Origin of the sequence: Microcoleus sp. AT8-A3, from assembly GCF_036705675.1 — a bacterium.
Lineage (GTDB): Bacteria > Cyanobacteriota > Cyanobacteriia > Cyanobacteriales > Microcoleaceae > Microcoleus.
Genome location: NZ_JAUBVD010000010.1, coordinates 64,097 through 89,238, shown reverse-complemented (window position 1 = coordinate 89,238; position 25,142 = coordinate 64,097). Strand labels below are relative to the sequence as shown.

Sequence of the window (25,142 nt, the reverse complement as noted above, 5' to 3'; positions counted from 1 at the left end):
GTAAAGATTATCAGATTTCGTGAATCTTTACCGATACTGGCAATTTGCCCGCGTCTCACAAAAAGCCAAAGTCGAGAGCAGATAAGCTACTAATCCAAAATCAAAAATTGCTCTAGGAGGTATCGGTAATGGTTCACATTCGTTTTGAAGGACGTTCCTACGATCTGGCGGAAAACCAACTGGGTATCGCGGCAGGAATGAGCGACAAAGCTATTAAGGAACGTCTGGCAAATCATTTTGATGTCAAGGGATCTCGCTTCGATTCTTACGTGCTCGATCGCCGTCCCAGTGGCGATTTAATTGTTCGCCCAGAAGCCGTTTACGGCTAGAAATTCACTTAAAGCACGTATTAGGCAGCGCACCCTAACAAAAGAAGCTTACAAACTGGATACGTTCGACTTAAAATCGAATTGTAGGTTCAATTCCTACTTGCCGCGAGGCTAAAGCTTCTCTGACTTGTGCGCTGCCTTTTATAGCTGAATTTTTTATATCTATCCGGCGCTTAAAATTTCCACTTCGCGCCCCAACAAAGGAAGCTTACATACTAGCTCATTGGTAGAGCATTTCTCTTTAAAGAAAAGGTCGCGGGTTCAACTCCTGCGTATGTGCAAATGGCTTTCTTAACTTGCGCGAAGTGACTTTTGAGGCGCTATCAGCTCTTGTGGTTAATTCAGGATAATAATTAAGTAATCCTGTTTGTATTGAAGACTTCCGTCCTCAAAAATAAATTGGTATTAGCCATGAGAAAATGTTGGCCGATATCTCGCCGATGAAAGTCACAATTACTCGATCGTACATCTGGCTAACGGTTTGATTGCAAAATATGCCGATCGCACTTTACCATTTCGCTACTAGACGCGCGATCGCCTGATGTCCTGGGAAGCTCGGATTAATTGGGTTGAACCAGATTTGAAGTCACTCGACTCCGAAATAGTCCGCCAGGGATTGAAATCCCTGTCTAATAGCTAAAGTCCTCGCTATGAGGACTAAAGATATTTGTTTTTCTTGGTTTTTAATCACCGAAAATACATTTTTAAACACGCATTTCAGTCCTCTTAAGAGGACTTAAGCTTTGAGCCAGGGATTTCAATCCCTGGCGGACTAAGGCGATAGGTGCAAAATATTAGGTGACAGCAATGAATATGAATGTATTAGAGCGCGATTTGCGTTTGGAAATGCTCAACAGTCTCCTCACAACTCCTCACCGCCAATTAGAAAAAGTAGCAGAAATTCACAAGTTAATTATCGAATTAGATCCGATTTTTTACGGTCATTTAGCAGTGTGGTATCAACGCCACGGCGACGTGCGCGATCACAAGGAAGTTTTTGCCGGAAATTTGCTAACTTCGGCGCTGACGGAACACCGAGATGCCGGTTTTATGATGCTGCAAGAGTTCCCTCCCTACGAGGTTTCGCGGATTGTGGACTTTATGAAACAGCATCAGAATAAGGTGCCCCGCAGTGCGCGCACTGCTGTCACTCGCTATCTGAAATCGCGGGAAAAGAATGCACAGTTTTTCGATCGCGCCGCCATCCGCAACCGCAAGGCGATGAAGCATTTGTACGCAACGCTGCACGTCAAGCCGAGCGATCGCGCTAATGCTATCCTCTTCAAAGACAATCCGCCGGAAGACTCTCTGGCATTCGTTTTGAAGCAGTTAGCAAAGGCGGCGACACCTGCGGAACAGGCGAATTTGATTGTTGAGTACAAGATTCCGTATACGATCGCAGTTGGTGCGATCGGACAGCTAACGCCAACAGTTTTGGCGGCGCTGATTAACTCGATGTCGCCCCAGGAAGTCATCAACAATTTGAAATCGATTCAGTCGCGCGGCGCGATGGATCACCCGGAAGTCAAGCAGTTGATTGATTCCAAGCTGGATGAAGCGGCAAAGTGCGATCGGGTTTCGGCTTACAAAGCGAGTGTTGCGGGCGCGGGCGCGAACTTCGACGCAGCAACGGCGGCGAAGCTGGAAGCGGTGACAAACGAACAGGTGAAGAAGCGCGGCAAGATTGCGAAAGCAACCGGTTTGTTGATTGACAAGTCGGGTTCGATGGAAAGTGCGATCGAAGTCGGGAAGCGTCTCGCTGCTTTGATTTCCGGCATTTCCGAGGCTGCACTGTTCGTCTACGCCTTTGACACCATGCCGTATCCAGTGCAAGCAAACGGCAGCGAATTGACAGACTGGGAACGCGCTTTCAAGCACATTCGCGCTGGCGGCGGCACAAGTTGCGGTTGCGCGGTGGAAGCAATGCGAATTAAGAAGCAGGTTGTCGAGCAATTCATTATGGTAACAGATGAAGGCGAAAACGCTGCACCTTATTTTGCAGATGCTTATCAGAATTACTGTCGCAGTTTGGGGGTAATTCCTGATGTTGTGATTGTGCGAGTTGGTTCTTGGTGCGAATATGTCCAGAAGCAATTGAAGGACAAACAAGTATCGGTGGAAACCTTTACGTTTGCGGGTGATTATTACTCCTTACCGAATTTAGTGCCGATGTTGAGCCGTCCTTCGCGGCTGGAATTGTTGATGGAAATTCTGGATACGTCGCTGCCGGTAAGGAATGACAAGTAAAATGTAGGGTGCACGCTGCGACCTTATTTCTTAGTCTCAAGCGGCTGTAATATCAAGTTGGAGCGCTCCGTTACAATCTAATTCCCGGTATTGTAGGGGCGGGTTCACAGACAATAATTGCCGATAATCGACAATCTCGTAAACCCGCCCCCACCCAACGGTAAATCGCAATCTACTTATATAGTTAAAATTGGCACGGATCTGAAGGACAAGACACTATGAAACTAGCTGAAGCTTTAATTTTAAGAGCTGACTGTCAAAAAAGAATGGAACAACTGCGAGCCAGATTGATAAGAAGTGCTAAAGTACAGGAAGGAGAAGAACCTCCAGAAAATCCCCAAGCACTAATTAGCGAATTAGATGCAGGGGTGCAAGAACTGGAAGACTTAATTAAGAAAATTAACAAGACTAATTCGCTGACAACTCTGGAATATGGATTGACTTTATCGGATGCTTTAGCTAACAGAGATGCTCTCGCGCTTAAGCGCGGCATTTACAATTCTTTAGTTGACGCAAGCGCTTTGAGGCAAGACCGCTATACTCGATCGGAAGTCAAATTTTTTAGTACGATCGACGTTGGTGAACTGCAAACGCAAATCGATCGAATGTCTAGACAGTATAGGGAGTTAGATACTAAAATACAGCAAGCAAACTGGAATACTGAACTTATCGATTGAGCAAGTTGGTAGCCAATGCAATAGAAGCGAGCACAACCCCCAACAGGGTTAAGTTGGACGGTACGGTTGAGAGGCCATAACCAAGCGGGTTCAAACCCCGTATCACAAATCAAGCCTTGATTGTTACAAACGTACAGGGCATTGTTAAAGTTACTACCGCGTGCTGGTCTATTGATATTGGTGAGGGTGGGTTAGGGGTTTCTTGCTCAATTGCAAAAAGTATTGGGAATTCCAGAAGGCTGTGAGGCGGTTAAAATTTCGATTTTTTTCATCCTCAACCGAAAGCGTTTTCCCTATTTTAAATTATTCTCTAATTCGATCGATAATTTCTAGTAACTCTGGATTAGCGATGGCTGAGACTAAGTGGGAATCCGCAGCAGCCAAAGCAGCGCGTAACTTTTCCGAAGTCAGTGCGGGATATTTTTCTAACACCTGCTGTTGAGTCCATCCCGCAGCAAAGAGCCCTAGCAAAAATTCTACAGACAATCGAGTTTCTGGTGCTGCTGGTTGACTTGTTGAAGCTTTCGGGTTTGGATGAATGAGCTTTCGCCAGTCCATTGTTTTACTTAAACGATTGGGGAAGATTCCGCCGATTATACAGTATTTGGGCACAGTAGAAACACGGGCCTCGTTGACTGACTTTGTAACAGTGCCACCGCAGGTCATACCATGTTAGATTTTAGATTTTAGATTTTAGATTGGGAATCACTGATGAATTAAGGGTTTGAAGCTTGGCTAGAGTCGCATTTTTTGGGAACTGGTGTCATTTCGCGATTTTGCGATTAAATTGTTATTACGATCGCAGTACAGCACTTTCTTATAGACTAGACTAATGGGGTAGCGACGGGGCGAGATCCCTTTTTCCTTCAGTCCGTTTCAATACCGAACCGCGTTAGCCAAGCCCGCCCCTACGGGGGCTACGCCAACTAAGAGGATCGCACTAAATCTCAACCCACTGTCTAACGGACTGTGCCATCCACAGTGCAACCCACAATACAACTACTTTAACTTCTTAAAACTATGGGAAAAAAGTCGAAAGCCAAAAAATCCCAGGTCAAAAAATCCAGTTTGCTCTCCCAGCGACTGCAAGAAGCTCTCGATCGAGGCAGTAAAGTTTGGATTAAAACAAATAATAGCAGTTTCGGCGGCATCCCGATTAATTTGTTCGGGGAGTTTGCGGAACTTTTGGTGATAGTTCCCCCTAACGAACAGGCGGAAAATATCGATGCTTACGGACAAGTTACGTGGCTGATTCGACTCTCTGATATTATTGCACTCGCTTACCCTACTGAATATTGGTCTAAAGATAGATTAGAAAGTTTGCTGCCACCAGATGCAGTTACTTCCGAAGTAGGAGATTAACTGCGTAGGGTGTGCATTGCGTACCCTAATTTTAGCTGAGTTGTATTTGGTATGGTGTGCAATGCACACCATACATTTACTATTTTTTAAGCTGTTTTAGCAGCCAACATATACACCTCTTCCACCGATTTTTATCAGTTTAATTAGTTGTTGCAAGCTGAAAGCTGCACTTTACAACTGCCGCCCTCTAGTTCGCTGCAACCCGCGAGAGCTTGAGCTTCTGCTGCGGCTTTATCGTCGCCCCAGCCCGCACCTGCTCCTCCTTTGCCTACGGCGATCGCTCCACAATTATTACTATTAGATGTCAGCGGTTCGCAGTCGTTAGCACCTCCGCTTTGTTCATTGCAAGCGGCTACTGCTGCGTTTAGTGCTTCTTTCTCCGTAGCATGATCCCAACTAATACCAGTGGCGTCAGAAGTCGGAGAATAAGCAGTAGCTCCATAGCTGTCCTGAGCTTTAGCTACCTGGACTGAGCCAAAAAGAGGAAGTGTCAAAGCTGTGACTACAACCCACTTAGAAAAAAGCTTTTGCAGCATATTTACGCGATATATCTACAAGGTTAAATTGGGAGGTTCGCTCAATATTATATTAGGGTATTGATTCGCGTCAACAGTATTGATGAATCTTTATATTTATTTAATTTAAAAGTGTGTTAGGTAAAAAAGTTAAGACAGGACTTACCCATTCCGATGCCTAGAAACCGGGTTTTTTAGCGAATCGGCGGGCGGGAACGAAATATTTTTGTAAAAAACCCGGTTTCTGATTCCCTATGCGTAAGTCCTGTAAGATGAAGGAGGTCAATTCAGTGGCAGATATCCGCAAAATCCTCAGCCAACTCGCTGCCCAAGAAGCGCACCTACTCGATACTCAATTCCTGGCTCCTTGCGTGCGTGGGGGAAGCGTGCGGATAAGAGTTAGCTCAATGGTTTATACTTTTGTACCGCAGCCACAAAACTTTGAAGGATGGGCTATTTTTGCGCCATTAAATGAGAAAATAGCTGCGGTAATTGAGGAGCCGAGTTTGCCGCAAGTGGCCGAGTATTTGCAACTCCTCCTCCCCGTTCGCTTGCACTTGGCTTACGTGCTGCAAGGGCAAACCTGGCTGGCTTATCCTGTTAACGAATCTGATGCTAAACAGCGCACGGGTGTAGCGAAACCAGTACCAGTCCATTTAGTAACTGAAGGTTCGCAGTTTGAGCCGATTGTTGCGCGCTGGGACGGTCATTGTTTGTGGTTTGAAGAGATTGACAGGCGCGCCGATCTGCTGCCATCTGAGAAGTTAAAAGCAGCTTTAAAAAAGTTGATTTTGCCTCAAGAAGTTCGCTTTAAAGGGATGACTCCGGAAATGCGAACTGTTTACGAATTGGTTTCCCGAAATATTAAAGATTTCGATCCAAAAGTGCGGGAAGAAAAGCGCTTGCAGGGGGCATTGAAAATGGGCGGCGGTGAATTGCGGGATTTTTTAGATCGCGAAAATTATTGGCTAGTTGAATGGACTAGCGGAACCGGAGAACATCACACTTCTGCGATCGCCAAAAATGACTTGACAGTTATGAGTGCGGGGATTTGTCTCAGCGGATTGGACAAAGACTTCGACTTGCATTCATTGGTTGGAGTCGTCGAAAATCGATAATTCTTGATTACCATGAGTATATTTTTTCACGAACAACTTTACAGAAGTGCCGCCGTGATGTCGCAGATAAAAAATTTCCCGGTAACGGTGTGCGGGGCGGGCGCTTTGGGTGCGAATATTACAGAAAGTCTGGCGCGATCGGGCTTTTGCCAGTTAAAAGTCATCGATCGCGATCGCATCGAAGAGCGCAACCTTTCCACTCAACCCTATTATCGATCGGACATCGGCGCATTCAAAGCCAAAATTCTCGCCAACAACCTCTACCGCGCTTTGGGAGTCAGCATTGACGCGCACTCAAAAGAATTGACGCCCGCAAATGTCGATCGGCTGCTTGCTGTCAGCGCCACAGTCATCGATACTTTTGATAACAGTGTCGGGCGACAAGCAGTCAAGGATTACTGTGCGAGTGCCTCCCTTCCCTGCGTGCACGTCGGATTAGCTGCAGATTACTCGGAAATAATTTGGAACCAACACTATCGGGTTCCTTCAGCCGCGAATGATGACGTTTGCGATTACCCGCTGGCGCGAAACTTGGTAATGCTGACGGTTGCAGTTGCTTGCGAAGTAATTGTTACCTTTGCTGCTACCAAAGAGCAACAAAATTTAACTTGCACGATCGGAGATTTTGCAGTAAAGCCACTTATATTGTAGAATGTCGGTTGACTGTTGCCAGAAACTCGGTCAAGATTGGATGCCTCCATCTCAGAAACCCGGTTTCTCACCCTCGAAAGAGATCGTCAAACCTACAACATACGCTTGAGAAAATTAACAGGGAAAGTATGTCCGAACAAGTTTGTACTGGTACTATTTCACTAGAATGCAAGCCAAAACCGCCCCCTCCTCCGCCTCCGCCTCCGCCTCCGCCTAAGCCTAAGCAGCAGACTTTTTATTATTTAGTAGCAGTTCTGGGCTTATTAGTTTTGACTGGCGCCAATGCAGCAAACTATACAGCGGGCAGCACAATTTGCCCCACTAATGATTGCAACGAACCAGAAGTCAGACCCCATAAAAGGATTTTAAAACACGGATCGAGAGGGGCAGATGTGAAGAAACTGCAAAAGTTGTTGAACGCGCGGGGCTTGTCCCCACACCCGATCGTAGTTGATGGCGTGTTCGGCCCGACAACTCTCGCAGCAGTGAAGAAATTTCAGCGGCAAGCTCATATTCCTGTAGACGGAGTTGTGGGAGGCCAAACTTGGGACAGACTGTTTGCTAGTTCGTAACTTTAAGCACCGGACAACAAAAGTTCCTAAGTCATCATTGCTAATCATTAATCGCTGCGGTTTGTAGTTGCACAGATAGCGCATTTTGTGCAACTACAGACACAGGAACTTTAATCAACAATCCATCGCATACTAGATTGCTAATGAATGAAGTTTTAGATTTTTGGTTTGGTCGCTCGAATGAAAAATTAACAGGGAAAATATGGCAGGATCACAGACTTTTTATTATTTACTAGCAGTTCTCGCCCTATTAGTTTTGACGGGCACAAGTAGAGCCAACTATGCAGCGGGTTCCGCAGTTTGCTACACTGATGATTGCCATCGACCAGCAGTGAAACACCATAAAAGGATTTTAAAATGCGGCTCGAAAGGGCACGATGTGAAGAAACTGCAAAAGTTGTTGAACGCGCGGGGCTTGTCCCGATACCCGATCGCAATTGATGGCGTTTTCGGTCCGACAACCGAAAATGCAGTGAAAAGATTTCAGCGGCAAGCTCATATTCCTGTAGACGGAGTTGTGGGAGGCCAAACTTGGGACAGACTGTTTGCTAGTTTGTAACTTTAAGCACCGGACAACAAAAGTTCCTAAGTCATCATTGCTAATCATTAATCGCTGCGGTTTGTAGTTGGACAGATAGCGCATTTTGTGCAACTACAGACACAGAAGCTTTAATCAACAATCAATCGCATACTAGATTGCTAATGAATGAAGTTTTAGATTTTTGGTTTGGTCGATCGCACTCTCCTGAGTTTGGCAAAGTCCACAAGAAATGGTTTGAAAAAGATGCGGATTTTGATGCCCAAGTGCGAGCGCGATTTCTGCCGCAATACGAACTAGCCGCCTCCGGTAAACTCGACTCATGGCAAGATTCCCCCGACAACTGCCTCGCATTAATTATACTGCTCGATCAATTTCCGCGCAATATGTTTCGCGGAACGCCCCAAGCATTCGCCACAGACAACAAAGCTTTAGCCACCGCCGAATACGCTGTTAATAATAAATTCGATCGCGAATTGCTGACTGTACAAAAATCGTTTATTTATCTGCCTTTTGAACACAGCGAAAACTTAGAAAACCAGCAAAAATCTGTCAAACTATTTCGCCAACTCAGCGGCGAACCAGACAGCGATTCAGTCATTGAATACGCGCAGAATCATTTGGAAATAATCGAGCGTTTTGGGAGATTTCCCCACCGCAATGAAATTCTCGGACGCGAAACAACCCCGGAAGAAGCGGAATTTCTGAGACAACCCGGTTCGGGATTTTAAAGGGCGATCGCAAAACCTCGATCATTCTGATATATTCGAGGCTTGTAGAGGCAGTTTTAGGCCGCAATCAGAACCAACAGCAGACAATCTCTCTACAAAACCCGCCCCAACCCAACGACTCTCAACTTGAATAGTGCAATTAAAAAACAAGGTAAATTGTTGATTCAACAAAAAGCATACGAGGGTGAAGAATTTATCGATCGCCCAATCGTCAGCCGCGATACTGCACCCTATAAATCCGGTTGTTCGCTTCCTCAGTAAACAGCAAACTCCCGTCAGGTAAAACCAGCAAACCAACCGGCCTCCCCCAAGTTTTAGGGCCAGACGGATCTGTGAGAAAACCAGTCAGAAAATCCTCATAATAACCTTGAGGGCGTCCGTTCGCCGCATTAAAAGGTACAAACACGATTTTATAACCAGTTCCAGAGTTCCGGTTCCAACTGCCGCGAAACGCCACAAATGCGCCGTTGAGAAATCTTTTGGGAAACGTTTTGCCGTCGTAAAACTGAAGCCCCAAAGCCGCCGAGTGCGCCTGAAACAGCACGTCTGGCATTAATGTTTTAGCCGCTAAATCAGGTCGATCGCTATTGCCATTTCTGGAGTGGCGCGGGTCGAGCAAATTCGGCTTAAAATAAGTGTAAGGCCAGCCGTAAAACTCGCCTTGACGAATTCTTGTCAAGTAATCCGGCACCAAATCATCTCCCAAACCGTCGCGTTCGTTGACTGTCGTGTAGAGTTGATTGGTTTTTGGGTGAAAATCCAATCCTACCGGATTTCGCAACCCAGAAGCAAAAATTTGTTGGTTCTTGCCGTCCAAATTCATGACTTGAACAGACGCCCTCGGCAGCGGTTCGACATCGGCATTAGACTGCGATCCAACTGAGACGAAAAGCTTGCTTTTGTCGGGGGAAACGACAACATTTCGCGTCCAGTGTTGGTTGTAGCCGCCGCCCGGTAAATCAGCAATTTTTTGACCGGTACCTGTCAATTGTTCCTGCCCTTTTGTGTAGGGAAATCGGCGGACTTCAGCGGTATTTCCGAGGAAAAAATAGCGATCGGCAAAAGCCATGCCAAAGGGAATATTTAACCCGTTTTGGACACTGGCAAAAGTTTTGCGAACCTCAGCAACCCCGTCGCGGTTGGCATCGCGCAACAGTGTAATCCGATTCTGCCTGGTTTCTGTGACCAAAACATCGCCTGTCGGCGTCAAAGCCAGCCATCGGGGAGCGTCTAAATTGTCAGCAAAAACGTTGACGACAAAGCCAGGAGGCACTCGCAGCACTGGCGATGCGGGAATCGGTATTACTTGAGGAGGTTTTGAGGCGCTGTCGCTGGCTCCTGGCTGCGGCAAAGCAGTTGCAACAATACGGATTGGCTGCGGCGACAGCGGTTTGGTCGGTACAATTTGATTTGTCCCAACATTTGTCAGCGGTGCACGGGAGGGAATTTGCGAGACGGGGCTGTTGTCGCCCACAGCAGGGGATCTCGCATCTGTAGCTCGATCGCACGCAATCATCGGCAACAGCAGAATTAGCAGCAAGAAACGCAGGTAATACATAGCAGCGATTTCTCCACAATTGCTGGACAATTCTATTATTCTAACTGCTATTCAACAGCTAAGCCACCGCCGGCGCGGTGGCTTAATTCCATGTACTGATACCAGTTGCCAAAAAGAATGCAAGTGTAGGCCCGTGTTCCAAACCTTGATCTTCATCAGTCAATCGATTTTAGATTTGCTATTTTAGATTTTAGATTGAAGAAAGCAATCCCACGAATTAATCCGGGGGCCCCGGATCAAATTGCTTGATTGTCATTCCCAATCTTCAATCTTCAATCTAAAATCTAAAATCTAAAATCGTATAACCTAGCTCTACCAAAGTCCTCTCACAGGAGCCGGACGGGGAGCCGGAGCCGGAATTGGACGGGGAGCCGGACGAGGAGCCGGAGCCGGAGCCGGACGAGGAGCCGGACGCGGTGGGGGTTCTGGAGCCGGACGCGGTGCCGGTGCTGGGGTTGCGGGACGAGCAACCGTTGTGGCTACCACCTTATAATCGGGGATCACCGCGATATTTTGGATCTGAGATCCGGCGACGGTGGCTCTGACTTTCATTCCCGGTACTAAGCCAATAATTCTCAGGACGCATCTTTGAACCCTGAGAGTCCTGTACGGCGCGCTTTCTTCGCGAATAGTTACTACGTCGCCGACAATACTTTTGACAAAACCGACAATGGTTGTAGTGTTTGCTGTTGTGGTGGTCTGCGTTTGGGCTATTTGAGTTGCAGGGTTAGCCATCGCAGGATGTACTGAGACCGCCGAAATTACCACCGACAGTGTTGCACCTGTCAATAATTTGATGTTCTGAAGACGCATTGAAACCTCACATTAACTGCTATTCAGGGTCGGGTTTGCTTCCGCTGCACGAAAGTCCCAACCTCTATACCTAATCCAGTTTAATCCCCAAAGTAGGAAATTTATGACAATCTCAAAAAAAGATTATCGAACAAGTATTGAAAGACTAAATTTTACATCATAAGTTCCCGATTTACAACAAGTTCAGCGGTTTGCATCTCTAGAGTGTTGCCGTGATATATTGAGTTTATTCGATCGACCGTTGCCGTTTTTTTCCGCCCACCTAACTGTTGCTGGGGGAGAACTCTACCCAAAGACAGATTGTGATTGCCGGATACAGCAGCGCCATAGTTTGAATACTCGATCCCCAGTCGGTCATTGCTAAAAAATCTAATTAGTCGGAGGTAAAATCTAATCATTTTCTGGCAATATTTACGCATAAACCGGGTTTTCTCACGACATTCTATTGCGTAACTCCACTGAGCCACTTATAAAAACCTTGTGGTTTTGGTATTATTGCCTAAGCTTTGTGTTGAGTTACCAGTTATCAGTGGTGGAATTTCAACTAAAAACTGTACAGCGCAGTTGCCGTCATTCGATTTTAGATTTTAAATTTGAGATTTTCGATTGACTTGCGCGAGATAAATCCGGGGGCTTGAGGATGCAAGGATTTGGGATTGGGGATTGATTCCACGGATAAATCACGTGGCGGGTACCACATGAAGAAATTCTTGGTCAAAAAGCCCACTCAAAATTTTTCCGAGCGGGTGCGGTTGGCGGATAATTAGATCGGAACTTTGTAGGAAATGCTGGTGAGGAGTTTAGCGAAGAAAACAATGGTGAAGAGCAAATTTTTGTTTAACAAGTTAATTGTACTGAGCTTGAGTGCAGCCTCGCTGTCGATCGGCATACAGCAGCAGACGACTGCCGAAGTGGTGGCTAATTCAAGCAATAGTGCGATCGCAGCGCAGCGGCCCACCTCCGAGACACAGTTGCCGAATCTCGGAACCCCAGAACTGCCTCCCTTGGGAGAACCATTTCGTTACATTCCCCAGGAACCACAGCCTGCGGTAAATCCTATTGAGGAAGTGCGTTTAGTCCTGAAATTGCGAGAACGCCGCGTCTATGTTTACCGACAAAATAAGGTGCAAACCAGTTTCCCGGTTGCTGTGGGAAAAGGCGGGTGGGAAACTCCTACAGGCAATTTTAAAGTTATGCAAATGATCAAAGATCCTGTTTGGCAAAATCCTTGGACAGGAGAACTTATTCCTGCTGGGCCAGACAATCCATTAGGGAGTAGGTGGATGGGGTTTTGGACGGATGGCAAGAATGTGATTGGTTTTCACGGTACTCCCAATCCAGAGTCGATCGGGGGGGCGGCTTCTCACGGCTGCGTCAGAATGTTTGATAAAGACGCACAGGCTTTATTTGAGAAAGTCGCCGTTGGCACACCGGTGATAGTTGAGCATTAATTATTTGGAGTTTGGGGTGCATCAAAATATCTAGGAACAGGCAAGATGCCTGTTCCACAAAAATTCAATACAGGCAAGATGCCTGTTCCACAAAAATTCAATACAGGCAAGATGCCTGTTCCACAAAAATTCAATTTTCTTGTGGGGAGTAGGGGTTGGGCAGGAGAGCCCGCCCATGAAATACTAATTGATAATGGTGATTTTCGGCGAGTTAGAACTTACACCTTAAACCTCTGTCAGCAAGAGGCTTTCCGGCCTGTTCCACAACAAAGAGTTATATCATGTCCGGTCGATTCCCTCCGCTTCGCTTCGCCCGAAATCAGGTAGGGGCGGGTTCAACAACAATATCTGCCAATAATTGACAATCTCAAAAACCCGCCCCGCCGGGATATTATGGTTAATCGATCGGACATAATATTAAATAGATTGCTGGTATTTTTCCAGCAACTCCGGGATGTAATCGTAGCCATCAACACCGATCGCCGGAATGATATTCGCTCGACTTTTAGCCAAAGCTTGTTTAAAAGATTCCGCCCCCATTTGACCCTGCAAAATGGTCAACAAACCAGCCGATTGACGCCACTCCATCGCACCAATTTGCTCCAAAGTATACATTCCTAAACTGCCTGCAAATATCGCTTTTTCTAGTGAGTTGATTCTGTAATAAGCTTGAGCCAAGTAAGCCAAATTCAGACCTTGCAAATATAAATCCCCTGAAAATTGAGCCGCTTGCCAACCTTTGAGCAAATATTCGATCGCAGCTTCAGCATTTTCCAGGGCGATTTTAGCAATACCGAGACTGCTGGAACAAAAAGCTTGACTTTGGCGATCGCCCAATTTTTCCGATAGCAACAAACCTTGTTCCAAATAACCGATCGCACTCTCATAAACCTCCGGTTCCACCTCCTCCAACTGCCGCGCTTGAAACACTTCGCTGTAACCCAAATTAGCCAGAGCATTTGCCTCGCCTTGTCGCTCTCCCGTTTGTCGTGCCATAATTAAAGCCCGCTGGCTGTAATTAATCGCTTCCTGATAATTTTTTTGAGCAACATAGTTGCGGCTGATGTGATTGAGATTGGCAACTTCGCAAGCTTTGTCTCCTTCGGTACGGGCAATTTCCAGCGCTTGCTTGTGCAGCAAGAGCGATCGCTCATAGGCCCCAGCCGCCTGCATCGAATAACCCAAAAGCGTCAGAATCCGAGCTTTCGCTTGAGTGCCTTCAACTCGCCGCAGCGGTTCATCTAAATAATCCAAAGTATGACGCAGAGCTTTACCATCAAACGAAGCAAAAATCCCCCCGTAAAGCGGAAAATATTCCCGCTGAGAAAAAGCGCGCAAAATTTGCAAAGTTACTTGAAAACAAGCATTTGCCAACTGTTCCCCGCTCTTGGTAGAATTATTAAATCCACTAGCTAGCTGACTCCAAATTACCGCAAAAGTAATGTAAGTAGAAATTGAAGCTTTTGTTGACACTTTGGAATCGTAAACTTGCTTGTCAAACCATGTCGCCAACGCCCGCTGCAAGCACTGCAAAATAATCGCCACTTCCACCAATATGCCTAAATCTAAATTCGATTGCTGGGCTGCGAATTGAACTACAGATTCACCGAGGGCAATAGTATTTAAAAGAGCCTGGGGAAAGGGACTGTTAACTTTTTTAGCCCAAAAAGCCCAAGGCCCATTTTGTTCTGGACTACCGGCAAATCCTAGCTGCTGCGGCTGATAAATCCAGCCCACAAGTTCCGGTTCCAAACGCTGCCAAGATTCTAAACCTTTAGCGATGCCGGCGGTGATTTGCTGCAAATCTTGTTCGGTTTCGGGATTGGCAGTTTGCAGCATTTGTTGGTGCAGAGATTTTGCCAATTGCTGCAATTGAGCGAGAGTCAGCGGATGTTCTTTATTCGGATCGATTACTTGCAATAATGCCAGGAGGCGGGCATTAGATTCAGCACTAACGATTTGTTGGATTGAGGATGCAATTGCGCGATCGACGCGGTTATCTTTCTGCCAGCGTTCCCATTCTCCTTGGATGGTTTTGAGAGCTCTGAGGCTGCGATTTGCCTTTGCTTGTTTGATTTCGTCTTTTTCATTTCTGAGTTGATTTTCGGCTGCATCAAGGCGTTCGCCGAAACAGCGTTCAAATATTTCGCCAGTACCGGTGCTAATGTCTTGCACCAGCATTTGATAAACTTGTTCTTTGGAGCGAATTTGACCTTTGAGGGTGATTTCGACAATTTTGTCGATTAGTGCTAGGTAGCGATCGCGCAGTGAGGTAGAGTCTGGCATAATTTATTTTTAGTTAATAAGTTTTTATGGACAGCGCTTGCAGCTTGCACCATTTCATGCTGCTATTTAATTTTACAGCTCATCTGGATTAATGCCCATTGCTCGCAGTCGATCGGCTAATCGGTTTGCTCGCTGACTTTCTAATTCAGCTCGCTGACTTTCTAATTCAGCTCGCTGCCTTTCAAACTCCTCTGGAGTCAGAACCCAATCGCCACTGACATCGTACCAACGCAGCCACAATCTCGAACAACCTTGATAACAACCTTCCCACAAACCTATACCTAATTCTAATTCCGGTATCCAGAATCGCGGCTCGGTTAAAACTTGTTCGCGGTAACGATTGCCAATCAAACGAAATACTCTCAGTTGATTGTTGTACCGACTGAAAACAAAGTAGTAAGGAATCTCCAAAATCTGTTCGTAAACTCGGCACTTAGTAGGCGGTTTATTTGGTGCTTCTTCTGTGATTCCTAAATCCTCCTCTTCAGTTCCAGGTGACAGCAGTTCCACTACTACCAGAGGACTGACATTTTCTTGCCACATCACGTAGCTGAGGCGCAATTCGTCACCTCGATAAAATCTCGGAACCCCCAAGACGACAAACCAATCAGGTTTTTTGTACCAATTGAGATGGTTAGAATCGTAGTAGAGATTGAGGTCTGTCGCTATAAATATTTGTTCTGGCGGATGGTTAGCGGGGCGGCAGGTTAAACGCAGCAGTTCCGGTTGAAACTCGTGGAATTCGTCAGGCAAACCGGGTTCCTCCGGGTCTTCACTGGGTAAATCATACATCGTAGGGAGGACTTTTGTTTGCGAAGGCTGCGAATCCGGTACGTACATCGTCATAAGATTACCCAGGCGAGACGGCTTGAGGAGATTGAAGCGGTACGGCAATTGTAATATTATAGCGGTTTTCCGTTGAATCAGCTAGATGCCTAGTAATTAATCATGGATAATTGGTAATCAGTAAATGATTTTCAAGCGGGAGGCTATTTATTAAAATACAAATGTGAGGCATAATTAGATTGCAGATTTTATCGAGTTTTTTGTGATTTCAGAAACTGTTACCATCTCAAAAAGCAATTCCATCTTAGAAGCACAAGGATTAACCCGTCGCTTTGGCGGCTTAATTGCTGTAAACAACGTATCTTTTACAGTTGAAAAAAACGAGATTTTTGGATTAATCGGCCCTAACGGCGCGGGCAAGACAACTCTATTTAATCTCATGACTGGACTGATACCTGCTTCTAGTGGCAACCTGATTTATCAAAATGAAAATATTTCCCAATTGAAGCCTTATCAAATTGCTAATAAAGGTATTGCCAGAACTTTTCAAAATATCCGGTTATTTGGGGAACTTTCTGCTGTGGAAAATGTAGCGATCGCCCGACACATCCACAGTCGATCGGGCAATCCAGTTTTAGCGGTGCTGGCGGGGATTTTCGGCTTGCCAGCATCTAACGCAATGGAACGCAAAACCCAGCGAAAAGCCTTAGAATTGCTTGATTTAGTCGGATTGGGCGATCGCGCGGGCGAACAAGCGAAAAACTTGCCCTACGGCGACCAGAGGCGCTTAGAAATTGCCCGCGCTTTAGCCCTAGAACCGCAAATATTGCTGTTAGATGAACCAGCAGCGGGGATGAATCCCAATGAAAAGCACAAATTAAGCGAATTTATCCGAGAAGTGCGCCAACAATTCAATTTAACTGTAATATTGATCGAGCATCATGTACCGCTAGTTATGGGATTGTGCGATCGCATTGCCGTCTTGCATTTCGGTCAGCTTATTGCCTTGGGCGAGCCTGCTATTGTCAGGAATGACCCCGCTGTGATTGAGGCTTATTTGGGAGATGAAAAATAACTAAGGAAACCCGGCGATTGGAAATCGCGTCTACACAAACAATGTCCGTTTACGCGGACTAAGAGTAATATTAAAAAATCACATATTGCACCATTATTACACATTCTGTAGGGGCGGGTTCACCGACAATAATTGCCTAAAAATAACAATCTCATAAACCCGCCCCCACCCAACATTAAATCGCAATTTACCTCAAACTCAAAGTCACAGAAAATGCACGAAATCCCACCCCGAATATCTCAAAATATCCTCTTAGAACTCAAGAATGTTTCTGTAAATTATGGTGGAATTCAAGCCATACAAAATATTAATATCACGATTAATGCGGGCGAGGTTGTCAGTCTCATCGGCGCCAACGGTGCGGGCAAAAGTACCACATTGAGAGCTATTTCCAAAATAGTTAATTTGCGACAAGGACAAATTATTTATAACGGGCGCGATATTAGTCGCCGCCAAGCTCACGAAGTTGTGAAATTGGGAATCGCCCATAGCCCAGAAGGGCGGCGGGTTTTGGCGCAGCAAACGGTGTTAACTAACTTAGAATTGGGGGCCTATATTCGATCGGACTCGGCAGCAGTAAAAGCCGATTTAGAGCGCCAATTTGAGATATTTCCGCGCCTAGCAGAAAGGCGCCGCCAGCTAGCAGGAACCCTCAGCGGCGGGGAACAGCAAATGCTGGCGATCGCCCGCGCTCTGATGTCGCGCCCGAAGCTGCTATTATTAGACGAGCCTAGTTTAGGCTTAGCACCCGCGATCGTCAAAGAAATTTTCGGAATCATTCAAAACCTGCGTTCCACAGGCGTTACAATCCTTTTAGTAGAACAAAACGCCAGTTTAGCACTGCAAATTGCCGATCGGGGTTACGTGCTAGAAGCTGGTAACATTACTCTCACAGGTATTGGAGCAGATTTGCTAAACGACGAGCGAGTCAGGAGCGCATATTTAGGATGACTTGGTTAATTTTAGGACTCTTGACCGCTTTCTTTGAAGCCGTAAAAGACGTTTTTGGGAAACAAAACCTCAAAAAAAGTGACGAATATGTCGTCGCTTGGTCTCTCTCATTTTTTTCAGTCATCTTTTTGATTCCCTGGGTAGTTTATACAGGAATTCCGGCATTAAACTCTCAATTTTGGCTCGCCCTATTAATCGGAGGTAGCATCAACGCTGTCACATCCCTCCTCTACATCAAAGCCATCAAAGTATCAGATTTATCCCTGACACTCCCGCTGGTAGCTTTGACACCATTATTTATGTTGGTAACTTCACCATTAATTGTCGGGGAATATCCCAAAATCTTTGATTATATTGGCATTTTACTAATCGTACTCGGCTCTTATTTATTAAATATAAAAGAGAAATCTAAAGGATATTTAGCCCCATTCAAAGCACTCCTGGATGAACCCGGGCCAAAATTGATGTTAATCGTCGCATTGCTATGGAGTATTGCCTCAAATTTTGACAAAATAGGAGTTACAAATTCCTCCCCTATTTTTTGGTTATTCTCTTTGTTTGGTACAATCAGTGTCTTGCTACTGCCAGTTTTATTGCACAAAACCCCAAATCCAGGGCGAAAAATTCTCAAACAATTACCAATGCTAGCTGCTATGGGGTCTTTAAATGCTATGGGAGTCCTTTTTCAAATGCAAGCTTTGACATTAACTTTCGTAGTGCAAGTGATCGCGATTAAGCGTACTAGCGTGTTAATGGGTGTATTGTTCGGTCATTTAATTTTTAAGGAAAAAGATATTCAACAAAGATTATTAGGGGCCGGAATCATGATTTTGGGAGTTTTATTTATCAGTTTATAGCTTAAAACCTCAGAAACTCGAAATCATCCATCTCTCTCTTCTCTTCCTCTGCGTACTCTGCGCCCTCTGCGGTTCAAATATTCTAATACAACCGGATTGAAAATAAGTCATGTTATACTAAGAGCGATCGCACCTTTCATTATTTATCAACATAAACTAAAAATTAATGCACAAAATAGCCGCAACACCAGGAGGCTGGAACCCCCAAGCCGAAGGAGTAATTTTTATTCAGCAAACCCCAGCACCAATAGTATTTATTAGTGCTGCTGACACCGACATTCAAACACTCGCAGTCGCTGCATCCAAAATGCCGGCAAAATTTCCCAAAGTGCGCGCAGTAAACCTGCTTCAATTGCAGCAACAACTAACAATTGATACTTATGCCGAAGAAGTTTTAGAACGCGCAGAGGTCATAATCTTAAGACTGTTAGGAGGGCGTTCTTATTGGTCTTACGGCTTAGAAATTCTCCGGGAAACGGTGCAGAGAACTAACGCATCACTGATTGTAATGCCGGGAGAAGACAGTCCCGATCCCGATTTAATCAGCCATTCCAATGTATCGCTGTCAGCAGTCAATCAACTGTGGCGCTATTTCACAGAAGGCGGAGTCCAAAACTTTGTTAATGCACTAAAATTTGCCGCCGATACTTGCCTGAAAACTGCTTACAACCCGCCACTACCTCAAACAGTTTCCCGCGTCGGAATTTATGATTGGGACGGAGAAGCGGGGGCGTGTTTTGCAACTTTACAACCAGATTCAGATCCCCCTAAATCCCCCTTAAGAAGGGGGAATTTGACAACTTCTTCCTCCCCCCTTAAGAAGGGGGGCTGGGGGGGATCTCCGGGTTTGGAAACACTCCCTAAAAGGCACGGCGAGGGCGGGCACGGGGGCACCGCCCCTACGGTCGGAATTTTATTTTATCGCGCTCATTATTTATCAGGAAACCTAGCACCAATTGATGCACTCTGTCAAGCTCTAGCAGAGCGAAATTTAGTCCCAGTTCCCGTCTTTGTGTCTTCTCTGCGGGAACCAGATTTGCAAATAGAATTGCTAGAGTATTTTAAACCAAAAGAATCAGAACCAATTCAATTATTGCTCAATACCACAAGTTTTGCAGTCTCCGGTTTCAGCAGTCAAGAACCGGAACAAAACAGCTTAAAATCCTTAGATGTTCCTGTATTGCAAGCAATCTTCAGCGGTGGCGGTTTGGAACAGTGGGAAACGGAACTTCAGGGACTTTCGCCCCGCGATGTGGCGATGAATGTAGCATTGCCAGAAGTAGATGGCAAAATCATTACTAGGGCTGTTTCTTTTAAAGCCGTACAGACTTGGAACAGCGAATTAGAAACAGATGTAGTAGGCTATGTCGCTGCAGGCGATCGCATTTCATTTGTAGCAGATTTAACTGCGAATTGGGTGAAGATGAAACAAACCCCAGCCGCCAACAGACGCATCGCCATAATTCTAGCAAATTACCCCACTCGCAACGCCCGCTTAGCCAACGGCGTCGGCTTAGATACGCCCGCTAGCTGTGTCGAAATCCTCAAAGCTATGCAGCAAGCTGGCTATCAAATTGAAAACATCCCCGCTAGCGGCAACGAGTTAATTGAACTCCTGACTTCGGGCGTGACAAATGACCCGGAAGGACGCGAATTGCGGCCTGTTCATCAATCATTGGATTTGGCAGAATATGAAGAATATTTTGCTACTTTGCCGCAGGAAGTGCAAGATGGGATTTGTAAAAGATGGGGGCTTCCGGGAAGCTATGCACAAGATTTTATAAGCAACAATACGTCTTTTCCGATTCCGGGGATTCAGTTCGGTAATGTATTTGTAGGAATTCAACCATCGCGTGGATACGAACTTGACCCCGCGTTAAATTATCACGCCCCCGACTTAGAACCTACCCACAATTATCTAGCTTACTATTACTGGCTGCGAGAAAAATTGGGAATTGATGCTATAATTCATGCTGGAAAACACGGCAATTTAGAATGGCTTCCCGGTAAAAGTATAGCATTGTCTAACAAATGTTATCCAGAAGTGGCGTTAGGCGCGATGCCGAATTTTTATCCCTTCATTGTCAACGATCCGGGGGAAGGTTCCCAAGCAAAAAGACGATCGCAAGCTGTGATTATCGACCACCTGACACCGCCAATGACTCGCGCCGAACTCTACGGGCCTTTGCAGCAGTTAGAAACCTTAATTGATGAGTATTGCGAAGCCCAAAGTTTAGATCCGTCCAGATTGCCCATGATTCGCGATCGCATTCTCGCCCTCACCAACAAAGAAAACTTAGATAAAGACTTAGGAATACAACTAAATAAATCAGAATTTACAGAATTTATCACTCGCACCGACGGCTATCTTTGTGAACTCAAAGAATCCCAAATTCGCGACGGATTGCACATTTTTGGGCAGTGTCCCGAAGGTAGACAGTTGAGAGATTTGATAATTGCGATTGCCCGCCATCCCACCAACGGGCGATCGGGCTTAACCCGCGCCCTAGCTAAGGATTTAGACCTAGACTTCGACCCGTTAACAGCCGATCCGACATCAAAAATTCAGAACCGCACAGCCGGCGATTTAACAGCAGAACTAGAAGAAAAAGCCGCTGAATTAGTAGATAATTTAATCGAAAACATCCGCGTTAATCCGCGTTCATCTGCGGTTAACAATATCCAAATAGGAGAAGCAACCCAACAAGAATTAGACTGGATAAATAACTATCTTTTACCTTCCCTCCTCCAAACAAACCAAGAAATTACCAACCTTTTGCGCGGGCTAGATGGACGGCACATACCAAGCGGCGCATCCGGCGCGCCCACTCGCGGCAGACCAGATGTATTGCCCACCGGTCGCAATTTTTACTCCGTAGATATCCGCGCCATTCCCACAGAAACCGCCTGGAGAGTTGGCAGAGTTGCTGCTGAAAATTTAATCGAAAGATACACCCAAGAAAACGGCGAATATCCGAAAACTTTGGGTTTGTCAGTGTGGGGAACATCCACCATGCGGACGGGAGGAGACGACATCGCAGAAGCCCTAGCATTGATAGGAGTTCAACCTGTTTGGGATGGCCCTTCGCGCCGGGTTGTAGATTTTGAAATCTTGCCGATTTCTGTTTTGGGGCGACCGCGCGTTGATGTTACTTTGCGAATTTCTGGCTTTTTCCGCGATGCTTTTTTTAATTTAATTGATTTGTTTGATAGTGCGGTAAAAGCTGTGGCAGATTTAGACGAATCGGCAGAAGACAACCCTTTAGCAGCACAAGTTAAGGAAGAGATTTTGTATTGGGAATCTACAGGTTTGAGTCAGGAAGAGGCGCAAGGGCGATCGCAATTTCGAGTGTTTGGCTCAAAACCAGGTGCTTACGGCGCAGGACTTCAAGGCATAATTGAAGCTCAAAACTGGACAGACGACAGCGATTTAGCAAAAGCTTACATTAATTGGAGCAGTTACGCCTATACAAGTACCCCCCCAACCCCCCCTTATCAAGGGGGGGCTAAATCTAATTCCTCTCCTTTACAACCAGAGAATACCCCCCCAACCCCCCCTTACCAAGGGGGGGCTAAATCCAACTCTTGTCCCCCCCCTTTACAAGGGGGGGCTAGGGGGGGTGAATTAAGTTCTGAGGCCAAATCCAACTCTTGTCCCCCCCCTTTACAAGGGGGGGCTAGGGGGGGTGAATGGGGATGTTCTGCACCCGAAGCATTTGAAAAACGCCTCGGCCAAATGCAAATAGTTCTGCAAAACCAAGACAACCGCGAACACGACATCCTAGACTCGGATGATTATTATCAATTCCAAGGCGGAATGACGGCCGCAATTCGCAATTTGCAAGGCAAAAATCCTGAAACTTATTTTGGAGATAATTCGATTCCTGAGAATCCGAAAGTGCGACAACTGCGGGAAGAAATTGCGCGGGTTTATCGCAGCAGGGCTGTGAATCCCAAATGGATAGAAGGTGCGATGCGACACGGTTATAAAGGTGCTTTTGAAATTGCAGCAACTGTTGATTTTTTGTTTGCTTACGATGCTACGGCAAATTGTGTAGAGGATTTTATGTATGAAGGAATCGCAGAGGCTTACATTTTTGATGAAAAAGTGCAGACATTTATTCAAGAAAACAATCCTTGGGCACTGCGAGATATGGCGGAAAGATTGCTAGAAGCTCGTCAGCGGGGGTTGTGGGAGAGTGCGAACCAGGATACATTGGATAAATTGAGGTCGATCGCCCTGCAAGCCGAAGCAGTCATCGAATCCCATACATAAATACTCAAAAGTCACGATCGCGGCTGCCGAGGAATGGCCGCTTGCGGTAATATCTATTAATGTTTCGCGATCGCTGAAAGCTTTATGATTCGCCGCTACATTGCTAGCATCAGCACCAGCATCCTCAAACGTACCTGCGCCGCAGCGGCTGTATTAGCCGTAACTTTGGGATGTTCGTCAACGAAGCCGCCCAACACCGCAGCGCCATCGGGTTCGATCGACGAATCCGCCGTCCTAGCGCAGGCCCCAACGTCTCTGTTAGCTCAAAACCGCAACAAAACCAGAAAATCCCTCAGCCTGCCCTCTTGCGCGCAAAACGACGCCTTCACGGAGTCAATTAACTTTGCCACCCAAGCTTCTAATTTGGCTCAATCAGCCAATTCAAAACAAGACTGGGACGAAGTAGCCGCCCTGTGGGTGCAAGCCGTCGCCTGGATGCAAGCGGTTCCCCCCGGCAGTCCCAGACGGGCGTTTGCGGAGAAAAAAGTAATCGAGTACATGAGAAACCTCGTTTATTCCCAGCAGCAAGCTAGCGCCACCCGATCGCAAGCCAGTAGAGTCAGCTTCAGCAGCGATTTACTCAACGAACAACTCGAACTTTACCTATCCTACGTTGCCACAGTCGGCCCACCAGATGTTTTGATTGTCGGCAGTTCCCGCGCATTGCAGGGCGTCGATCCCAAACAGCTAAAACAATCTTTGGCCCAAAGAGGTCGGCGGGGCTTAAAAGTATTTAACTTTTCAGTCAACGGCGCAACTGCACAAGTAGTTGACTTTCAACTGCGGCGGCTTTTGAAGCCCGGTCATTTGCCTCAAATGATTATCTGGGCAGACGGCGTGCGGGCATTTAACAGCGGCCGGGACGATCGCACTTTTAATTCGATCGTCGATTCTGAAGGCAGCCAACTTTTAGCAGCAGGCATTCGCCCCCAACTGCCGTCCGATGAGCCCAACGTGATTCCGGCGTGTTACAGATTCCCGCAGCCCTGCGCTAACAACAATTTCCGCAAAGCATTTACCTCTGTAGATCAACCTTTCAGGGGCGGGCAAGATGCCCAACCCCTATTCCCCACAATCAAATCCCTCTCTAGTGGAACGGGCATCTTGCCCGTTGCTGACACCCAACCCCTACTCCCCCCAATCCAATCCCTCTCTAGTGGAACGGCCATCTTGCCCGTTGCCTCAAATGCTGCAAAATATGAGTTAAAACCGATCGCAGCAGATGCAGCAACCCAAAAAGCAGAATTGATTCCAGTCTCACGACGGACAACAGTAGCCATCAGACAACTCAACCAATTGGCAGATTCGATCGACTCCAACGGATTCATGGCTATGTCGGGCAAGTACAATCCCAACACTTATTATCGACAACGCGCTTATGTTTCAGGCCAATACGATCGCGACTACAAAGACTTCTACCTCGGAGGCAAACAAGCAGCAGCCTTTAATTCAGTTGTAGCATTTACCAAAGCTCGCAAAATTCCCCTAATTTTCGTCAATTTGCCCCTCACCGACGACTACCTAGACGGAACTCGCCTGCGGGCAGAACAGCAGTTTCGGCAGCGAATGCAGCAACTCTCGCGGCAAAAAGGCTTCGCTTTCCGCGACTTGTCCCAGCGGTGGCCTGGCCGCAATGACTATTTTGTTGACCCCAGCCACCTCAACCGCTTTGGGGCCAGCGCAGTTTCTAGCCTACTCGCGGCCGATTCCAGCATTATCTGGCCACGGCCCAAATCCAGGCGCAGCGACGGGTAATACGATTTTAGATTTTAGATTTTAGATTTTCGATTAAAGTATTGGAAATGACAGATTTTGATTTTAGATTTTCGATTAAAGTATTGGAAATGACAGATGAGATAAGGGTTTGGATCTTTCAAAAAATTGGATTACTTTTTGGAATTTCTATAAACCAGAGGGAGAGTCTCCCAGGGGAGATGCCCTGTGGCATCGGAATAATATTTTTCCGAGTACAGTGCGATCGTCCCGGTGGCGGCAATTCAGTCTAAAATCTAAAAATCTCAAATCTAAAATCTAAAATCTAAAATCGATGTGCACTGCGATCGTCCCGGTGGCGGCAATTCAGTCTAAAATCTAATCATCTAAAATCCCAAATCTAAAATCTAAAATCGATGTGCACTGCGATCGTCCCGGTGGCGGCAATTCAGTCTAAAATCTAATCATCTAAAATCCCAAATCTAAAATCTAAAATCGATGTGCACTGCGATCGTCCCGGTGGCGGCAATTCAGTCTAAAATCTAATCATCTAAAATCCCAAATCTAAAATCTAAAATCGATGTGCACTGCGATCGTCCCGGTGGCGGCAATTCAGTCTAAAATCTAATCATCTAA

21 protein-coding genes and 1 tRNA gene are annotated in these 25,142 nt (G+C 46.2%); 16 read left to right on the top strand and 6 right to left on the bottom strand.

The genetic code is table 11. The features are described 5' to 3' along the window. Positions 1 to 128: 128 nt before the first annotated feature. From QUB51_RS08415 to QUB51_RS08400, 4 genes are all read left to right on the top strand, one after another. A complete protein-coding gene (locus QUB51_RS08415) occupies positions 129 to 329 on the top strand; it encodes a hypothetical protein (protein WP_333053565.1) in 201 nt (66 codons plus the stop codon). Between the two features lie 209 nt (positions 330 to 538). Next, positions 539 to 609 (top strand) — tRNA-OTHER (locus tag QUB51_RS08410). Positions 610 to 1,136: 527 nt separating this feature from the next. Next, positions 1,137 to 2,576: a hypothetical protein gene (locus QUB51_RS08405; protein ID WP_333260643.1), complete on the top strand. Its 1,440-nt coding sequence runs from the start codon at positions 1,137 to 1,139 to the stop codon at positions 2,574 to 2,576. Positions 2,577 to 2,794: 218 nt separating this feature from the next. Beyond that, positions 2,795 to 3,253 carry a DIP1984 family protein gene (locus QUB51_RS08400; protein ID WP_333232555.1) on the top strand — a complete coding sequence of 153 codons (459 nt, stop codon included), beginning with the start codon at positions 2,795 to 2,797 and terminating at the stop codon, positions 3,251 to 3,253. Positions 3,254 to 3,556: 303 nt separating this feature from the next. Here the strand turns inward: QUB51_RS08400 and QUB51_RS08395 are convergent, their stop codons facing one another. Beyond that, positions 3,557 to 3,811: a DUF433 domain-containing protein gene (locus QUB51_RS08395; RefSeq protein ID WP_333232552.1), complete on the bottom strand. Its 255-nt coding sequence runs from the start codon at positions 3,809 to 3,811 to the stop codon at positions 3,557 to 3,559. A gap of 462 nt (positions 3,812 to 4,273) precedes the next feature. Between QUB51_RS08395 and QUB51_RS08390 the strand changes: the two genes are divergently transcribed. After that, positions 4,274 to 4,615, top strand: coding sequence for a hypothetical protein (locus QUB51_RS08390; RefSeq protein ID WP_333149124.1), 342 nt, complete (start codon positions 4,274 to 4,276; stop codon positions 4,613 to 4,615). Between the two features lie 143 nt (positions 4,616 to 4,758). Here the strand turns inward: QUB51_RS08390 and QUB51_RS08385 are convergent, their stop codons facing one another. Then, on the bottom strand, positions 4,759 to 5,151 hold the full coding sequence (locus tag QUB51_RS08385) for a DUF4189 domain-containing protein (RefSeq protein ID WP_333053569.1): 393 nt from the start codon (positions 5,149 to 5,151) through the stop codon (positions 4,759 to 4,761). 251 nt (positions 5,152 to 5,402) lie between these two features. Between QUB51_RS08385 and QUB51_RS08380 the strand changes: the two genes are divergently transcribed. From QUB51_RS08380 to QUB51_RS08360, 5 genes are all read left to right on the top strand, one after another. Further along, entirely contained in the window at positions 5,403 to 6,248 is an 846-nt protein-coding gene (locus QUB51_RS08380) for a hypothetical protein (RefSeq protein ID WP_333260594.1), read from the top strand. Between the two features lie 12 nt (positions 6,249 to 6,260). Next, the gene (locus QUB51_RS08375) at positions 6,261 to 6,899 is read left to right on the top strand and encodes a ThiF family adenylyltransferase (RefSeq protein ID WP_333053571.1); all 639 of its coding nucleotides are present in this window, start codon (positions 6,261 to 6,263) and stop codon (positions 6,897 to 6,899) included. A 128-nt stretch (positions 6,900 to 7,027) separates the two neighbouring features. Further along, the gene (locus QUB51_RS08370; protein WP_333053572.1) at positions 7,028 to 7,471 is read left to right on the top strand and encodes a peptidoglycan-binding domain-containing protein; all 444 of its coding nucleotides are present in this window, start codon (positions 7,028 to 7,030) and stop codon (positions 7,469 to 7,471) included. A 202-nt stretch (positions 7,472 to 7,673) separates the two neighbouring features. Beyond that, positions 7,674 to 8,030, top strand: a complete 357-nt coding sequence (locus QUB51_RS08365; RefSeq protein ID WP_333053573.1) for a peptidoglycan-binding domain-containing protein — start codon at positions 7,674 to 7,676, stop codon at positions 8,028 to 8,030. A gap of 143 nt (positions 8,031 to 8,173) precedes the next feature. Further along, positions 8,174 to 8,740, top strand: coding sequence for a DUF924 family protein (locus QUB51_RS08360; protein ID WP_333053574.1), 567 nt, complete (start codon positions 8,174 to 8,176; stop codon positions 8,738 to 8,740). 211 nt (positions 8,741 to 8,951) lie between these two features. Here QUB51_RS08360 and QUB51_RS08355 read toward each other — a convergent pair whose 3' ends face one another. Both QUB51_RS08355 and QUB51_RS08350 read right to left on the bottom strand, forming a co-directional pair. Next, positions 8,952 to 10,298 (bottom strand): sorbosone dehydrogenase family protein, encoded by a 1,347-nt coding sequence (locus QUB51_RS08355; RefSeq protein ID WP_333260597.1) that lies wholly within the window; start codon positions 10,296 to 10,298, stop codon positions 8,952 to 8,954. Between the two features lie 312 nt (positions 10,299 to 10,610). Then, entirely contained in the window at positions 10,611 to 11,111 is a 501-nt protein-coding gene (locus QUB51_RS08350) for an autotransporter (protein WP_333053578.1), read from the bottom strand. 815 nt (positions 11,112 to 11,926) lie between these two features. Between QUB51_RS08350 and QUB51_RS08345 the strand changes: the two genes are divergently transcribed. Further along, positions 11,927 to 12,562, top strand: coding sequence for a L,D-transpeptidase (locus QUB51_RS08345; RefSeq protein ID WP_333053579.1), 636 nt, complete (start codon positions 11,927 to 11,929; stop codon positions 12,560 to 12,562). Positions 12,563 to 12,979: 417 nt separating this feature from the next. Here the strand turns inward: QUB51_RS08345 and QUB51_RS08340 are convergent, their stop codons facing one another. Further along, positions 12,980 to 14,848: a tetratricopeptide repeat protein gene (locus QUB51_RS08340; protein ID WP_333208914.1), complete on the bottom strand. Its 1,869-nt coding sequence runs from the start codon at positions 14,846 to 14,848 to the stop codon at positions 12,980 to 12,982. Positions 14,849 to 14,920: 72 nt separating this feature from the next. Next, complete coding sequence (locus tag QUB51_RS08335; protein ID WP_333053581.1) at positions 14,921 to 15,694, bottom strand: Uma2 family endonuclease; 774 nt, start codon at positions 15,692 to 15,694, stop codon at positions 14,921 to 14,923. 202 nt (positions 15,695 to 15,896) lie between these two features. On the opposite strand from QUB51_RS08335, the gene QUB51_RS08330 reads away from it, so the two are divergent. From QUB51_RS08330 to QUB51_RS08310, 5 genes are all read left to right on the top strand, one after another. Further along, entirely contained in the window at positions 15,897 to 16,709 is an 813-nt protein-coding gene (locus QUB51_RS08330) for an ABC transporter ATP-binding protein (protein ID WP_333053582.1), read from the top strand. A gap of 213 nt (positions 16,710 to 16,922) precedes the next feature. Beyond that, complete coding sequence (locus QUB51_RS08325; RefSeq protein ID WP_333232547.1) at positions 16,923 to 17,660, top strand: ABC transporter ATP-binding protein; 738 nt, start codon at positions 16,923 to 16,925, stop codon at positions 17,658 to 17,660. Further along, positions 17,657 to 18,517: an EamA family transporter gene (locus QUB51_RS08320; RefSeq protein WP_333208911.1), complete on the top strand. Its 861-nt coding sequence runs from the start codon at positions 17,657 to 17,659 to the stop codon at positions 18,515 to 18,517. The genes QUB51_RS08325 and QUB51_RS08320 overlap by 4 nt, the downstream gene beginning before the upstream one ends. A 166-nt stretch (positions 18,518 to 18,683) precedes the next feature. Continuing rightward, on the top strand, positions 18,684 to 22,793 hold the full coding sequence (cobN, locus tag QUB51_RS08315) for a cobaltochelatase subunit CobN (RefSeq protein WP_333260601.1): 4,110 nt from the start codon (positions 18,684 to 18,686) through the stop codon (positions 22,791 to 22,793). Positions 22,794 to 22,877: 84 nt separating this feature from the next. Continuing rightward, complete coding sequence (locus tag QUB51_RS08310) at positions 22,878 to 24,548, top strand: hypothetical protein (RefSeq protein WP_333260604.1); 1,671 nt, start codon at positions 22,878 to 22,880, stop codon at positions 24,546 to 24,548. The last annotated feature ends 594 nt before the right edge of the window (positions 24,549 to 25,142 follow it).

What these genes read in the sequence shown, in the direction of transcription:
- QUB51_RS08415 (WP_333053565.1), top strand. Translation starts at nt 129, where the DNA reads ATGGTTCACATTCGTTTTGAAGGACGTTCCTACGATCTGGCGGAAAAC.
- QUB51_RS08405 (WP_333260643.1), top strand. Translation starts at nt 1,137, where the DNA reads ATGAATATGAATGTATTAGAGCGCGATTTGCGTTTGGAAATGCTCAAC.
- QUB51_RS08400 (WP_333232555.1), top strand. Translation starts at nt 2,795, where the DNA reads ATGAAACTAGCTGAAGCTTTAATTTTAAGAGCTGACTGTCAAAAAAGA.
- QUB51_RS08395 (WP_333232552.1), bottom strand. Translation starts at nt 3,811, where the DNA reads ATGGACTGGCGAAAGCTCATTCATCCAAACCCGAAAGCTTCAACAAGT.
- QUB51_RS08390 (WP_333149124.1), top strand. Translation starts at nt 4,274, where the DNA reads ATGGGAAAAAAGTCGAAAGCCAAAAAATCCCAGGTCAAAAAATCCAGT.
- QUB51_RS08385 (WP_333053569.1), bottom strand. Translation starts at nt 5,151, where the DNA reads ATGCTGCAAAAGCTTTTTTCTAAGTGGGTTGTAGTCACAGCTTTGACA.
- QUB51_RS08380 (WP_333260594.1), top strand. Translation starts at nt 5,403, where the DNA reads ATGAAGGAGGTCAATTCAGTGGCAGATATCCGCAAAATCCTCAGCCAA.
- QUB51_RS08375 (WP_333053571.1), top strand. Translation starts at nt 6,261, where the DNA reads ATGAGTATATTTTTTCACGAACAACTTTACAGAAGTGCCGCCGTGATG.
- QUB51_RS08370 (WP_333053572.1), top strand. Translation starts at nt 7,028, where the DNA reads ATGTCCGAACAAGTTTGTACTGGTACTATTTCACTAGAATGCAAGCCA.
- QUB51_RS08365 (WP_333053573.1), top strand. Translation starts at nt 7,674, where the DNA reads ATGGCAGGATCACAGACTTTTTATTATTTACTAGCAGTTCTCGCCCTA.
- QUB51_RS08360 (WP_333053574.1), top strand. Translation starts at nt 8,174, where the DNA reads ATGAATGAAGTTTTAGATTTTTGGTTTGGTCGATCGCACTCTCCTGAG.
- QUB51_RS08355 (WP_333260597.1), bottom strand. Translation starts at nt 10,298, where the DNA reads ATGTATTACCTGCGTTTCTTGCTGCTAATTCTGCTGTTGCCGATGATT.
- QUB51_RS08350 (WP_333053578.1), bottom strand. Translation starts at nt 11,111, where the DNA reads ATGCGTCTTCAGAACATCAAATTATTGACAGGTGCAACACTGTCGGTG.
- QUB51_RS08345 (WP_333053579.1), top strand. Translation starts at nt 11,927, where the DNA reads ATGGTGAAGAGCAAATTTTTGTTTAACAAGTTAATTGTACTGAGCTTG.
- QUB51_RS08340 (WP_333208914.1), bottom strand. Translation starts at nt 14,848, where the DNA reads ATGCCAGACTCTACCTCACTGCGCGATCGCTACCTAGCACTAATCGAC.
- QUB51_RS08335 (WP_333053581.1), bottom strand. Translation starts at nt 15,694, where the DNA reads ATGACGATGTACGTACCGGATTCGCAGCCTTCGCAAACAAAAGTCCTC.
- QUB51_RS08325 (WP_333232547.1), top strand. Translation starts at nt 16,923, where the DNA reads ATGCACGAAATCCCACCCCGAATATCTCAAAATATCCTCTTAGAACTC.
- QUB51_RS08320 (WP_333208911.1), top strand. Translation starts at nt 17,657, where the DNA reads ATGACTTGGTTAATTTTAGGACTCTTGACCGCTTTCTTTGAAGCCGTA.
- cobN (WP_333260601.1), top strand. Translation starts at nt 18,684, where the DNA reads ATGCACAAAATAGCCGCAACACCAGGAGGCTGGAACCCCCAAGCCGAA.
- QUB51_RS08310 (WP_333260604.1), top strand. Translation starts at nt 22,878, where the DNA reads ATGATTCGCCGCTACATTGCTAGCATCAGCACCAGCATCCTCAAACGT.